We start from the raw sequence: 13,354 nt of genomic DNA, 5'->3' as shown, positions 1-13,354 counted from the left end.
TTGGGTACGTGAGCACCTGAAATGTTTCCGTAGGAAACATACTTCGAAAGCATAAGCTTAGGCCCGGCTGAATTCAAGATTCGATGCCGAGTTACTTCTTGACTCCCTTCGTGATCAAAAGATGACTTTTTGAACAACCTCTTTTATAATACGAGTAAGGCAATGCTTACCTAACAAGGTACAACCTGTTCACCGGGTTGTGCCTTTTTTTGTTGGGTTAGGGACGGGGAGGGGGCCGGCATCATAGATCCGGCATCGCGCGTCAAAGCTTCACCCTTGTTCCCCAAGAACATTGAGGGAGGGGGTACATATGGTACATTTGAAATCCAGGCATGATGAAAGATTGGTGGAAATTCCGCATTTTCCATCCGAAATCTTGGGCAACACCCGCAGCTTGTTCGTCTATCTTCCACCCGACTATCACGAGAATACGGAGCGTCGTTACGCCGTACTCTATATGCATGACGGACAGCACGTCTTCTCCGCGGATGCGTCGGGGGAATCCTGGGACATGCATGTTACCGCAGACCGGCTTGTCGCCGAAGGACGGATGGACGGGATCTTGATCGTTGGCATCGCGACCGTGCCGGATCAGAGGCTGAACGAGTATTTTCACGAGCATCCGAACATGCACCTTGCATTCAAACCGCCTTTTGATGGCGATCGGTATGAGGCGTTTGTCATTGATGAAGTGATGCCGTACATCAACAGAACCTTCAGAACGCTGACCGGTCCCGAGCATACGGCGATGATGGGCTCCTCTGCAGGCGGAATCGTCACCTACAATATCGGCTTTAGACGTCCGGATGTGTTCGGTCACATTGCGGTAATGTCGCCTTACTTCGTTAAGGCCGATTTCGATGAAAAGGGCGAGCTTCGCGAAATTCCGTTTTACCACAGATACGGAACGCATCCGAAGCTTCGGGTGTGGCTGGATATGGGCGGAGCCGAAGGGACGTTCATGGAGAAGTACGCCAGAGAAGAAGCCGAACGGCTGGTCGCCGACGGGTTTGTGCCCGGAGAAGACCTTATGCTGTACCTGCATCCGGGTGCTGGTCATAGCCAGAGCGATTGGGCGGCAAGAGCCCACGCCCCGCTGCTGTACTTCTTCGGACGAATCGGGAAGCTTGAAGCTCTCGAGATTTGCGGGGGCGAGATCGTGGGGGTGAAGGGTCCCGACAAGCGGATCAATCCGGTGGTGACGTATACGAGCGGTTTCATGCAGACCGTCATGCGAGCGACATATACGGTTCTTGACCCACAGCTCCTTGAAGTCAAGCCCGACGGCACGCTGATCGCCAAATCGCCCGGAACGACGCGGGTGATCGTCCAATATGGGAACTGTACGGCGGACAAGGAAATCACCATTGTCGACGCTTTGCCGGAACGGGTTAACGTAACGGTCACGGTAAAGGTCCCGGCATCAACGCCGACCTATCCTTCGCTGTATGCGGGGATTGAGGTCAAGCCGGCGGGAGACGGGCTCTACAAGGGGAGCGCGATGATCCCTCACGGTCTTACTTTTACGTTCAAGGTATCGCATGGGTTCGGCCGACATGAGCGGCTGAAGCCGGATTCGGGAATCACGCGGCGGTCGTTTGTGGCGTCTTCCGATCAGGAGCTGTATTATGAGGTAGAAGGTTGGGAGATATAGAATTATTGGAACAAAATCGGAGGTTATAACATCATGACGATTAGATCGGCAAGACCGGAGGATGCAGCAGCTGCATCAAAACTGCTATACGACGCCCTGCACGACATTGCGCACCAGTTGACAGGGGAAGAAAGCAAGGAAGGGGCTGTCCGTGTTCTGGAGCAGTTTTTCCGGGAGCATGAGGGCAGGCTTAGCCATAAGCAGGCGGCTGTAAAAGAGATCGAAGGCAAAGCAGCCGGAATTATCGTGGCCTACGGAGGTGACCAAGCGCCGGAACTGGACCGCCCGATCATCGAGCGTTTGCGCCGTCTCAAGCATGACGATACATTGACGCTGGATAAGGAAGCCGATGTCGACGAGTATTATATCGATACATTGTCCGTATCCCCGGCATTCGGCGGGCAAGGCATAGGTTCTGCATTAATCAGCTATATGGAGGAGCGGGCAAGGGAGCTGCAATATCGTAAAATCGCGCTCGCTGTCGTACACGGGAATGACCGGGCCTATGCTCTATATGAAAGAAGGGGCTACGCCACCGATAAAGAAATCATGATTAACGGACATGTGTACCGTCATATGGTCAAGCTCTTGTAAAAAGTAATCCAAGAAAATTATTTTTAAACCGCCTATTTACAATTGGTAATAGGTGGTTTATTATTAATCCAAGACGATCTAAAAAATTAGAATGAATAGAAAGATTAGAACAAACGACTAAAACAGATCGAATTATGTAATTGGAATGAATAATAATTATTGGAACGGAGTGATTCATATGGATTCGAATCAAAATCAACAGGGCATGTTCGACATTACGGTGGAACAGGCGAAGCTGCTCGGGAGCTCACAGCGAGTCAAGATCATCGGGAGCTTGACCGATACGCCGAAAACCGCCAAGCAAGTAGCCGATGAGCTGGGCGAATCCCCGGGAAGCATCCACTACCATATCCAGAAGCTGTACGATGGAGGCCTGATCGATCTGGTAGAGACCCGTACGGTTGGGGGGATTGTTGAGAAATACTACAAATCCAAGGCCAAATGGTTTAACACGACAGGCCCGCAATCGCTGGATCCGGCGCTGGCCGATGATTACAATGCGGTTTCCAGCACGAAGATCCAGTTGCGGCTGCAGCTGACGGAAGAGGAGCGGGAAGAGCTGGCGAAGGATTTTAGATCGCTGCTAGAAAAATGGGTCAAGAAAACCATCGCCGCCAAAGACGATTCCAAGGAGTATGCGATCGGCGTCAATTTAGTCTCTACCGAAGAGGCGTCTAAGAAATAAGGAGCTTGCTTCCGAGCCTCCCCAAAAAACGAACTGAAATGGAGTGTTAAAACGATGGAAATTTTTAAGAACCGCAACTTCCTGCTCCTCTTTATCGGCCGCATCTTGACGAATATCGGCGACAGCTTATACGCTGTTGCCGCCATGTGGCTCGTTTACGATTTGGGAGGCTCGACGCTCTACACGGGTCTGGCCGGGTTTCTATCCATTCTGCCCCGGGTCATCCAGATTTTCTCAGGACCGCTCATCGACCGCTTTCCACTGCGCGGAATCCTGGTTTACACGCAGCTCATCCAGGCCGGATTGCTGCTCATCGTGCCTGCTGCCTATTATTTCGATTTTCTGACGGTGGGGCTGGTGCTGACCATTACGCCAATCATGTCGACGCTCAATATGTGGGTGTATCCGGCTCAAATGTCGGCACTGCCAAGAATCATTGACAAGAAGCAGCTGACGCAGGGCAATTCATTGTTTACTCTGGCTTACCAAGGCATTGACGTTGCGTGCAACGCCGTTTCGGGCGGGCTCATCATTCTGCTAGGCGCCGTATCGCTGTACGTGTGGAATTCGGTCGGTTTTTTCATCGGGGCGCTTCTGTTTGCCCAGCTTCGCATCAAGGCATCAAGTTTAACTTCATCTAACAACGCACAAACGAATGGAGATAAGAAAATCCTAAGGACGGTTCATCGCCAATCAAACGGAAAAACGCCTTCCGTTTATACATCGAGGATATGAAAGCAGGAATGCGATTCTTCATAGGGACACCGCTGGCGCGGATTCTGTTCGGCGTCATTGCCATCAACGCCGTCGGAGGCGCAACCTTTACGGTCATGCCGGCCTTTGCCGACAGTCTCGGCGGCCCCGGCGTCTACGGCATTCTTCTTATGGCGCAAGCATGCGGAAGCCTGCTGGGGGCGCTGGCGGCTCCGTATTTGAAGCTGGAGAAATACCGCCTCGGGATGATTTACGCGATGGCTTTCTGTGTGGCGGGAGCCCTTTGGTGCTTGAGCGTACTGACGCCTTGGACTTGGATGGTGGTTCTGATTTACGGCCTGGCCTGGTTTCCTGGCGGCATTACGAACGTCATCATCAATACGGTCATCCAGAAGTCGATTCCTGAGAAAAATATGGGGACGGTCTTTGCGGCTGCCAACGGATTAAGCGGGATTGCAATGCCGCTCGGCAGCCTGATCGGCGGAAGCTTAGGCATGATTCTTGCCAGCTCCTCGATCATTGCCGGCTCCGGTCTGGTCGTGCTGCTTGTCGGTCTGTACTGGATCTTCGATCCGGTAACGCGGGGTCTGCCGGCTCCGAATGATATGGATGAGAGCAGCTTCGCGCCGGCAGCAAAGAAATCCCCGGCCGGTATTGTATCAACGGAAGCATGATGAAACTGTATTTCCGGTCTTCCAGACCGATTCTCGGAGGAGGCAATGTGTCGGGCTCATGCATATTGCCTCTTTTACGCATATACCGGAGCATCCGCAATTTACGGATTGGATTCACGAAAAAGCAAAAGGCGCGCATTCATGCTTGTCAGGCTAGTCTGCATAATGTGAACAAGTCCCTCATAGACATGTATCAATCAAGTCAAAACATGTATTGAAGGGGATGATGACATGCGCCGGATTTCATGGGTGCTGCTCGCTGTCGTATTATGCATGGCAACGATACTGGCGGGATGCGGGAAGAAAAATGCGGACAGCGTTGTGAAGGATCTGAACAAGGTGGCAGATAAGCTGGAAAGTGCAAAGGGCGCTTACCAGGGAGCGGGCGTCATGACCATACATACCGGTACGACGCCGCAGGAGTATCAAGTTGAGGTATGGTACCAGTCTCCATCTTATTATCGGATCAGCTTGGCCAACGGGGAGAAGGACATTAAGCAAATCGTGCTCCGCAACGATGACGGCGTATTTATTCTGACGCCAAGCTTGAACAAAAGCTTCCGCTTCAAGAGCGATTGGCCGGATAACCAAGGGCAGGTATATCTGTATCAGACGCTGCTCAGCAGCATCCTGAACGATAACACCCGCCAGTTTGCCGAGGATAAGGACAGCTATGTATTTGACGTCGCGGCGAATTATCACAGTCATTCGCTGATCCGGCAGAAGATCTGGCTTGCGAAGGACAATTATTCGCCGAAGCAGGTTCAAGTTTCCGATTCGGAAGCGAACGTAGTCGTTGAAGTGAAATTCAATAACTTCACGTTCGATACGAACTTGACGAAGGAATCCTTTGACACGAGCCGGAACCTCTCCGCGATGGGCGAAACCCAAGGCATGCTGGCCGAAGTGGATGAGAACGGGCTCCCGATCGCTTCCGGTACCGAGAACGGCAATGCGAATGCACCTGAAGGATTGACGGAGACGGCCACGGGCAAAGACATGGGGTCCTTCGGCATCGTCTATCCGGAATATGTGCCTGCCGGTGTAACGGAAAAGGATACGATGGAAGTGCCGAATAGCGAAGACCATGCGGTGATTCTGAAATATGACGGGGTATACCAGTACACGATTATGGAATCCAGACCGAAGGACCGTGTCGTATCGCTTGTGCCGGGCGAAGCGGTGTACATTGACTTTACGACGGTTGGACTGCTGACCGGCGACCAGCAGCGAACGCTGACTTGGAGCACGGATGGGGTCGAATATAGACTGACGAGCGCCAATCTCCCCGTCGAGGAGATGAAGAAAATCGCTGCTTCCATGCAGGGACAATCGGGTAAATAATACGATGAAGGCGGATACCAAGCTTGGCGGAAGGAACATTCCGACAATGAGGCCATTCGCCTCTTTTTCCAAATAAAGGACCTTTGAGGCAGGCTGCGATATGTTTTGCTGCTGATTTACCAAGGGATCTCCATGCTATGCGTTTCATGGTACCAGCCATGGACGAAAAATGGGCAGGAGGTGTCAATTGACAGTTGCCTTCGGGAACATTACCATTAATCTATTATTAGCCTACAGCTTTTTCAAAATGGTAAGAAGGTGACTGGAATTGCAAGCGATATATCGACCTACCCTGGCGGACATCAACTTGGATCATCTGCGTGCCAACTACAACGCCTTTCGTGAAGCGCTGCCTACAGACATGCTGCTGCTTGCATGCGTGAAGGCGAATGCGTACGGACACGGGGCCGTGGAGGTGGCGCGCGAGCTTCAGCAGCTGGGTGCGGACTACTTGAGCGTTGCGTTTCTCGATGAGGCGCTCGAGCTGCGTCAAGCCGGGATCACGCTGCCGATCCTCGTGCTCGGCTATACACCGCCGGAAGGCGTGGAGGTTGCGCGCCGGCATGACGTAACGATCACCCTGTTCAGCACGGAAGTGCTCCAAGCGATCCAAGCGCTGCCTGCGGAGCCGGATAAGCCGCTGAAGGTACACATCAAGATCGACAGCGGGATGGGTCGTCTGGGCCTGCTTCCCGGCGAGCATGCCCTTGCGTTTATCGAAGAGGCGTTCTCGCTGCCGCAGGTCATTGTCGAAGGAATGTTTACCCATTTTGCAAGAGCAGATGAAAACAACAAAGACTATACATTGGAACAGTACCGCCGTTTCAAGGGCGTAGCGGACACGCTGCGGGATAGAGGCAGACATATCCCGATCATACATACGGGTAATAGCGCCGCCGCCATCGATACACCCGAGCTGTCCTACAATATGGTGCGTGTCGGCATCAGCTTGTATGGACTGTATCCCTCGGAGGAAGTGAATCGAAGAGCGGTGAGCCTTCACCCTGTCATGACGTTAAAGACCAGGCTGGTCTTTGTCAAAAATCTCCCTCCGCATTCCGGAATCAGCTATGGCTCGAAATATGTCACCGAGCAAACGGAGACGATCGGTACGCTTCCGATCGGCTACGCAGACGGCTTTTCCCGGATGCTGAGCGGCAAGGCAGAGGTGCTGATACGCGGCCGCCGCGTCCCTGTTGTCGGAAATATCTGTATGGACCAATGCATGGTATCGCTCAAACCATTTGCCGAAGAGTCGGCACAAATTCAAGCTGGTGAAGAGGTTGTACTCATCGGCCAGCAGTCTGGCGAGTGCATTACGGCAGATGAGCTGGCTGCCAAGCTGGGAACGATCCACTATGAAGTCGTCTGCATGATTGCCCATCGGGTGCCGCGCCGGTATATACGGGATGATATACCCGTAAAGACGCTGAACCCGCTTTGGACCACCCCTTGAATAAAAGACGCCGCATGTGTATTTTAAATCAAGGAAGACAGCAGGAGGAATCTGGACGGTCTTTGGCGAATGATGAATATGTCGCTAAAGTCTGTACGAATGTGTCGATTGTAGTTTATAATGATATGCAGCATACATGATATACCTTCGGCATATATATTCTTTTGTATAAATTTCCTTGAATAATGTAATACTGGTGCACAGGGCGAGAAGGTTGTGGGGGTGTAATAGAAGGTGGCCAATATGCAGAACACCAAACGAATCATGATCAGTTTACCGGATCATCTTTTGCAGGAAGTGGACGGGATCGCGCAGCTGGAGAATTCCAACCGCAGTGAGCTTATTAGGCAAGCCATGAAGTTGTACCTGAATGAACGGAAGAAGCGATATATTCGCGAATCCATGCAACGGGGTTATATGGAAATGGCCAAGATTAACCTAACCATGGCTTCCGAGGCGTTTCACGCGGAGGAAGATGCAGACAACACTCTAGACCGCTTAGTAAGCGGGGTGTAGACAGTGATCGTTAAACGGGGCGACGTATTTTTTGCGGATTTATCACCCGTTGTCGGTTCGGAGCAGGGAGGCGTAAGGCCGGTCCTTGTCATTCAGAACGATATCGGCAACCGGTTTAGTCCGACGGTAATTGTTGCAGCCATTACGGCACAAATTCAAAAAGCCAAGCTGCCGACCCATGTCGAAATCGACGCGGCGTCGCATGGATTTGACCGGGATTCCGTTATCTTGCTAGAGCAGATTCGTACGATTGACAAGCAGCGGCTAACCGATAAAATCACCCATCTTGACGACGAAATGATGAGCAAGGTGGATGATTCCTTGCAGATCAGTCTGGGCTTGATCGATTTCTAGCGAACCGAACAAGTATATATGCGTTTAGATCATATAGGTATGTGCAAAAAACCTCAAGGAGAGTGTCCTTGAGGTTTTTTGCGGCGCGTTGAGTAACCGGGTACAGCATATGTATCGTTCATGACGTGTCGTTGTTGAGGGCCCCGGCGACAGAGACAAGCCAGGAGCAGGAGCGCGATGCCGGGCGCAGGTCAGACCCCTTAGCAGGAGCAAAAGACATACAGCTCATGGCTTTTGGCTGGGTGAGGCTTAGAGGTTACAGCTCATGGCTTTTGGCAGGGCAAGGCTTAAAGATTATGCCCCGGGCGCCGGTATGAGAAAATAGGCGGTGGTAACAGCGGCTGCAATAAACAACAGGCATATTAAGGACCATGTCCATGCTTCGTTGATCTTCATCGTGATGTCCTCCTACATGTGGTTGAAGTTGGGCGAGTCCGGTATATGGCGGGGGAGTCCTGCCGCCCTCTGGATTATTTCAAGCATGACCCGGACGACGCTTCATGAGCACGGGGTATACCCTTAGCCTTGGCAGCGATCGGAAGATCTGCCCGCTAAAGCTGCCTCAAATGCTAATTGATCGTTAAGGTATTTATAGATTATAAAGCGAATCTTAAAAACAGATGAAAAAGACATGAAACGAAGCTTAAAGCTGCCTGCTTTACGGACGTAAGGTGGAAATGCCAGCGGAGATTTGGGATAATAGCTGTACAAGTTACGTTGAAGAAAGAAAGAGGGATATCATTGTCTGATTTGGAAGCCGTAATGGAAGCGAATGAGGAACAAATTCGAAAAGAAGAGCTGAAACGGATCATTAAGCAGATCTCCAGGGAGCTGCAATTGTCCGAGAAACAGGTGCGTACGACCGTAGAGCTTCTGGATGAAGGCAATACGATACCGTTTATTGCGCGATACCGTAAGGAAATGACGGGCGAGCTGGATGAGAACCAATTGCGCAGCATCGAGGAACGGACAGGCTATTTGCGCAATCTCGAGGTCCGAAAGCGGGAAGTTATTCGCATTATTGAGGAGCAGGGCAAGCTGACCGAAGAGCTGAAGGCATCGATTACAGCCGCCGTCAAGCTTCAGGAAGTAGAAGATCTGTATCGCCCTTATAAGCAAAAGCGCAAGACCCGGGCCAGCGTGGCGAAGGAGAAAGGCCTTGAGCCGTTATCGGAATGGATCTGGTCCCAGCCGAAGCAGGGCGATGCCCTGGCCGAGGCTGCAAAATATGTCAACGAGGAAAAAGGAGTGGCTTCTCCGGAGGAGGCGCTTCAAGGCGCCATGGATATTTTGGCCGAAAACATTGCGGACGATGCCAAGATTCGCGCCTGGGTACGGCGCTTCAGCTTGGACCACGGCATTCTGACCTCGGAAGCCAAGGATGCGGAAGCGGAATCGGTGTACGAGAATTATTACAGCTACCGGGAATTGGCGAAGAAAATGCCGCCGCATCGGATTCTGGCCATTAATCGGGGAGAGCGTGAGAATATACTAAAGGTCGGGCTCGAGGTTCCATATGAGTCCATTCATGCTTATATCGGCAAGCAGGTGCTGAAGGGCACATCTGTTGTCGCCGATATCTTAACGGCCGTCATAGAGGATTCCTACAAGCGCCTGATCGCGCCGTCGATCGAGCGCGAGGTGCGCGGGGAGCTCACCGAGAAGGGGGAGAACCAGGCCATCTCGATCTTCGCCGGCAACCTGCGCAGCCTGCTGCTGCAACCGCCGGTGAAGGGGCGCTGCGTGCTGGGCGTCGATCCGGCCTACCGGACGGGCTGCAAGCTGGCCGTCGTTGACGAGACCGGCAAGCTGCTGGAGGTGGCGGTTACGTATCCGACGCCGCCGAACAACAAGAAGCGGGAGGCTGCCGCGAAATTCAAGGAGCTGATTGCCAAGTATGGCATTAAGCTCATCGTCATCGGCAACGGTACAGCTTCACGCGAGACGGAGCAGTTCGTCGCCGAAGACGTGATCGCAGACATCGGAGATCCTGAGCTTGCTTACCTGATCGTGAACGAGGCCGGAGCCAGCGTCTATTCCGCCTCCAAGCTGGCGCAGGAGGAATTCCCGGATCTGGATGTGGCGGAACGCAGCGCGGCTTCGATTGCAAGACGGGTTCAGGACCCGCTGGCCGAGCTGGTGAAGATCGATCCGAAATCGATCGGCGTCGGGCAGTATCAGCATGACGTGACGCAGAAGCATCTGGAGGAAAGCTTGAAGGCGGTCGTCGAGTCGGCGGTTAACCATGTCGGCGTGGACGTGAATACGGCCTCCCCTTCGCTGCTCTCTTATGTATCGGGCATCAATGCCACGATTGCGAAGAATATCGTGAAATACCGCGAGGAGAACGGGAAATTCGTGAGCCGCAAGCAGCTGCAGAAGGTGCCTCGCCTTGGAGCCAAGACGTTCGAGCAATGCGTGGGCTTCATGCGAATTTCTGACGGCGAGAACATTCTGGACCGGACGCCGATCCATCCGGAATCGTATCCGGTGGTGGACCGGCTGTTCCAGGAGCTCCAGGTAGGGCTGGACAAGCTCGGCAGCAAGGAGCTGGCCGAGCTGCTGGATGCCCAGCAGCCCGAACAGCTCGCGGTGAAGCTGGATGTCGGGGTGCCGACCCTTCGTGATATCCTGGACAGCTTGCAGCGTCCGGGACGGGATCCGCGGGAGGAGCTGCCGCAGCCGATCTTCCGGCACGATGTGCTGAAGATCGAGGACCTGGTGCCGGGAATGGAGCTTCAAGGCACGGTTCGCAACGTGATCGATTTCGGCGCTTTTATCGATATCGGCATCAAGAGCGACGGCCTCGTTCATATTTCCCAGCTTAGCGATGGATATGTCAAGCATCCGATGGATGTCGTTTCGGTCGGTGACAACGTGACGGTCTGGGTGCTGAATGTGGATTTGAAGAAAGGCCGCGTCGGACTGACGATGCGAAAGCCGAAGGATCAGTAATTAATACGGCGGAAATGGAACTGACGTCGAGGCAAGAGGCGTATCTCCTGTTATGGGGATACGCCTCTTTTTTGGGGTGCGTAGATTCAAGGCAAGGCCTAATCGAAATCGGGGCGAAATCGTAATGTGTTGTTCTCAGGCGGCCAGTCTTTCGGTTTATTAGTCCAAATAGGAAGCCTTTGGGGAGACGCGGACAACTAGTATAATCCAGCGAATTCTAGGCCAAAAGAGCATTGACTTGTGCCTACGCAGCATAAGTATTAATCGGCAAGGATGGCCTCGGTGCATCGGATAAGTTTGTCTTCGAGTCGTTCCGGGTGGCCTCGGTACTCTGGATAAGCTTGTCTTCAAGTCGCTCTGGTGGCCTCGGTATTCCAGATAAGCTTTGTGCTTCGAGCTGTTTCTGGGCGGCCTTGGTATTCCGGATAAGCTTGTGCTTGCCGTTCTGGGTGCCCTCGGCGTCCCGGTTAAGCTTATGCTTCGAGTTACTTCGGCTCGTCCTGCTTGTCGCTCGAGTCGTTCTGTTTCTTTTTCGCCCGGTAACGCCGAACCTTCATCAGATTGCCGCACGCCTTCTCGTCACAGTAGCGCTTGGAGCGGTTGCGGGTATCGTCGTAATAGACCCACAGGCAGTCCGGATTGGTGCAGATCCGAATGCGGGAGGCTTCGCCTTCCGCCAGCGTAACGGCGAAGGAGCCTGCAATTTCGGCAATGGCGCCCTGCCATCCGGATTCGAGCGGCCTGTAGCCGATCGCCATCCGCCCATCCATGCCGGCATGAAGCCGCCGGACGAGCGGACCGCCTTCCATCCAGCGGTTCAGCTCCTTGACCTGGCTCTCGTGCAGGGCTCCTCCAGTAGCGATGGACCGTACAACACCCAGAAGAAAGGAGCGGAACGATCGAAGCTTATCCATCTCTTGAGCGGTCGGCAACGCGGACACGCGGAGGCGGTGATTGCGGATCAGCTCCTCTACCCAATCCTTACGTTCCAGCCGATCCTCAGAGCGGCCGCTGCCCCGCCAGTCGCGCCACTCGCTATTCAAAAAATCATCCCATAGCATGGTGATACATCCTTTCTTGGTTGCTTCCTATTGTAACAATCAAACATGAGATTTGCCAGTTACTTGAAAATAGAGTGAAGGTATGATAAGTTGGTTGTAACGGTCTAAACATCATTTGATAGTTACATAATTTGATCACTAATATTATGGGGAGGGCGATGAGGATGAGTTTACGGGACGTGCTGCTTCAGAATTGGGATTATGTGATGGATCAGGAGGATTGGTACCCGCCTGCGCTCGATGCATTAAAGGATGTGACAGCGGAGCAAGCGTTGTGGAAGCCTGAAGGGAGCCCGGTCAACTCCATTTGGGAGAACGTGCTGCATCTGCTGTATTACAAACAGCGGCTGCTTGCCCGGCTTGAAGGGACAACGCTGCGCCATGAGGCGGCGGATAATGATGAGACCTTCATCGTTCATGAGCGGAGCGAGGAAGCATGGCGGTTGGCTCAAGAGCAGCTGAAGGACGTTCATGCAGCGTTAAGACGTAAGATCGAGCAGCTGCCGGAGGAGGAGCTTGAGGAATCTCCGCAGCGATTTGTTAGCTTAATTACCCATGACGCCTACCATATCGGACAGTTGATTATGCTGCGGAAGATGCAGGGCTCGTGGCCGGCCAAGCGCCATTTCTCGTAGCCGCTGTTCAAGAAGCGACGAGGACAGCTATTATCCATGCATGCAAAAACAAGCCGGACGAATAATGTCCGGCTTGTTGGTCATACATACCTTGGTTATTGATCATGAGCGGCGCGTCTTATCTGACATTCGATTTCTCGCCCGGGGAGTTCCGGTAAAAGAACCAGCATTCGTTCAGCAGCTTGATCTGACGTCTGTCCTTTTTGCGGAAGGCGCGCGTCAATTGATTGCAGAGCCATTGCGGCAAGGGTATCTCCTCCTCTTGCTAATTCCATCTGTATGGATAGCATATGGGGAAAAGGCCCAAAGCGTGCAGGTCTACATGGATTTATTGCCCTTCTTCCTCATACCACTGCTCAAGCTGAGCTTGAAGTGCACGGATTTCGGTCAGCAACGCAATGAGCGGATATTCGCTCTCATTCAGGGAAGCAAAGGATTGCTCAAGTTCATTTATGTACTCCAGTCCGTTCCGGATGCTCATGGATTCCTGAAGCAAATCCAGGCTGTCACACTCGGCTATGGCAATCGGCAGCCGCGGCTTGCCGGGAGCGGTCAGTTTGTCGATCTCTTTATTCAGGCGCAGGTTCAGCGCGCTGAGCTGATACGCATAGTCGCTGGGCATTTCCACAAATTCCAGCTCATGCTGCCGCTGTAGGATTACGTAACGCATCGTTGGCATGTTCGCAGGTTCTCCCTCCATGACTTTCTACTT

At 52.8% G+C, this 13,354-nt stretch carries 14 protein-coding genes; 11 read left to right on the top strand and 3 right to left on the bottom strand.

Annotated elements, in window-relative coordinates; translation table 11 throughout:
* The first annotated feature begins 310 nt into the window (after nt 1–310).
* The 10 genes from NST08_RS23770 (at nt 311) to NST08_RS23725 (ending at nt 10,946) form a co-directional block, all read left to right on the top strand.
* Nucleotides 311–1,654: an alpha/beta hydrolase gene (locus NST08_RS23770; protein ID WP_341342353.1), complete on the top strand. Its 1,344-nt coding sequence runs from the start codon at nt 311–313 to the stop codon at nt 1,652–1,654.
* 33 nt (nt 1,655–1,687) lie between these two features.
* On the top strand, nt 1,688–2,248 hold the full coding sequence (locus NST08_RS23765; protein WP_210094484.1) for a GNAT family N-acetyltransferase: 561 nt from the start codon (nt 1,688–1,690) through the stop codon (nt 2,246–2,248).
* Between the two features lie 178 nt (nt 2,249–2,426).
* Complete coding sequence (locus tag NST08_RS23760; protein ID WP_007132377.1) at nt 2,427–2,933, top strand: winged helix-turn-helix domain-containing protein; 507 nt, start codon at nt 2,427–2,429, stop codon at nt 2,931–2,933.
* Between the two features lie 54 nt (nt 2,934–2,987).
* Nucleotides 2,988–3,668 (top strand): MFS transporter, encoded by a 681-nt coding sequence (locus NST08_RS23755; protein ID WP_341342352.1) that lies wholly within the window; start codon nt 2,988–2,990, stop codon nt 3,666–3,668.
* An 8-nt stretch (nt 3,669–3,676) separates the two neighbouring features.
* Complete coding sequence (locus tag NST08_RS23750) at nt 3,677–4,321, top strand: MFS transporter (protein WP_341342351.1); 645 nt, start codon at nt 3,677–3,679, stop codon at nt 4,319–4,321.
* A gap of 231 nt (nt 4,322–4,552) precedes the next feature.
* Nucleotides 4,553–5,665, top strand: a complete 1,113-nt coding sequence (locus NST08_RS23745) for an outer membrane lipoprotein-sorting protein (protein ID WP_007132379.1) — start codon at nt 4,553–4,555, stop codon at nt 5,663–5,665.
* 268 nt (nt 5,666–5,933) lie between these two features.
* The gene (gene alr, locus NST08_RS23740; RefSeq protein WP_213613813.1) at nt 5,934–7,121 is read left to right on the top strand and encodes an alanine racemase; all 1,188 of its coding nucleotides are present in this window, start codon (nt 5,934–5,936) and stop codon (nt 7,119–7,121) included.
* A gap of 234 nt (nt 7,122–7,355) precedes the next feature.
* Nucleotides 7,356–7,637 (top strand): CopG family ribbon-helix-helix protein, encoded by a 282-nt coding sequence (locus NST08_RS23735; RefSeq protein WP_028406492.1) that lies wholly within the window; start codon nt 7,356–7,358, stop codon nt 7,635–7,637.
* Nucleotides 7,638–7,640: 3 nt separating this feature from the next.
* Nucleotides 7,641–7,991, top strand: coding sequence for a type II toxin-antitoxin system PemK/MazF family toxin (locus tag NST08_RS23730; protein ID WP_006212388.1), 351 nt, complete (start codon nt 7,641–7,643; stop codon nt 7,989–7,991).
* Between the two features lie 762 nt (nt 7,992–8,753).
* Nucleotides 8,754–10,946, top strand: coding sequence for a Tex family protein (locus tag NST08_RS23725; RefSeq protein WP_341342652.1), 2,193 nt, complete (start codon nt 8,754–8,756; stop codon nt 10,944–10,946).
* 485 nt (nt 10,947–11,431) lie between these two features.
* On the opposite strand, the gene NST08_RS23720 is transcribed toward NST08_RS23725, so the two are convergent.
* A complete protein-coding gene (locus tag NST08_RS23720; protein ID WP_341342350.1) occupies nt 11,432–12,007 on the bottom strand; it encodes a CGNR zinc finger domain-containing protein in 576 nt (191 codons plus the stop codon).
* A gap of 164 nt (nt 12,008–12,171) precedes the next feature.
* Between NST08_RS23720 and NST08_RS23715 the strand changes: the two genes are divergently transcribed.
* A complete protein-coding gene (locus NST08_RS23715) occupies nt 12,172–12,642 on the top strand; it encodes a DinB family protein (RefSeq protein ID WP_007132383.1) in 471 nt (156 codons plus the stop codon).
* A 118-nt stretch (nt 12,643–12,760) separates the two neighbouring features.
* Here the strand turns inward: NST08_RS23715 and cmpA are convergent, their stop codons facing one another.
* Nucleotides 12,761–12,889, bottom strand: a complete 129-nt coding sequence (gene cmpA / locus NST08_RS23710) for a cortex morphogenetic protein CmpA (protein ID WP_007132384.1) — start codon at nt 12,887–12,889, stop codon at nt 12,761–12,763.
* A gap of 81 nt (nt 12,890–12,970) precedes the next feature.
* Entirely contained in the window at nt 12,971–13,321 is a 351-nt protein-coding gene (locus NST08_RS23705) for a hydrolase/acyltransferase (protein ID WP_077567965.1), read from the bottom strand.
* Nucleotides 13,322–13,354: the final 33 nt, after the last annotated feature.

This window comes from Paenibacillus sp. FSL K6-1566, assembly GCF_038050475.1.
GTDB lineage: Bacteria > Bacillota > Bacilli > Paenibacillales > Paenibacillaceae > Paenibacillus_AQ > Paenibacillus_AQ lactis.
Note: the sequence above shows the minus strand (reverse complement) of the source record. Positions and strands in the feature narration are given on the sequence as shown.

Coding starts and splice junctions, on each gene's coding strand:
- NST08_RS23755 (WP_341342352.1), top strand. CDS start 2,988: ATGGAAATTTTTAAGAACCGCAACTTCCTGCTCCTCTTTATCGGCCGC.
- NST08_RS23705 (WP_077567965.1), bottom strand. CDS start 13,321: ATGCCAACGATGCGTTACGTAATCCTACAGCGGCAGCATGAGCTGGAA.
- NST08_RS23725 (WP_341342652.1), top strand. CDS start 8,754: ATGGAAGCGAATGAGGAACAAATTCGAAAAGAAGAGCTGAAACGGATC.
- NST08_RS23715 (WP_007132383.1), top strand. CDS start 12,172: ATGAGTTTACGGGACGTGCTGCTTCAGAATTGGGATTATGTGATGGAT.
- NST08_RS23720 (WP_341342350.1), bottom strand. CDS start 12,007: ATGCTATGGGATGATTTTTTGAATAGCGAGTGGCGCGACTGGCGGGGC.
- NST08_RS23750 (WP_341342351.1), top strand. CDS start 3,677: ATGCGATTCTTCATAGGGACACCGCTGGCGCGGATTCTGTTCGGCGTC.
- NST08_RS23745 (WP_007132379.1), top strand. CDS start 4,553: ATGCGCCGGATTTCATGGGTGCTGCTCGCTGTCGTATTATGCATGGCA.
- NST08_RS23760 (WP_007132377.1), top strand. CDS start 2,427: ATGGATTCGAATCAAAATCAACAGGGCATGTTCGACATTACGGTGGAA.
- NST08_RS23770 (WP_341342353.1), top strand. CDS start 311: ATGGTACATTTGAAATCCAGGCATGATGAAAGATTGGTGGAAATTCCG.
- NST08_RS23765 (WP_210094484.1), top strand. CDS start 1,688: ATGACGATTAGATCGGCAAGACCGGAGGATGCAGCAGCTGCATCAAAA.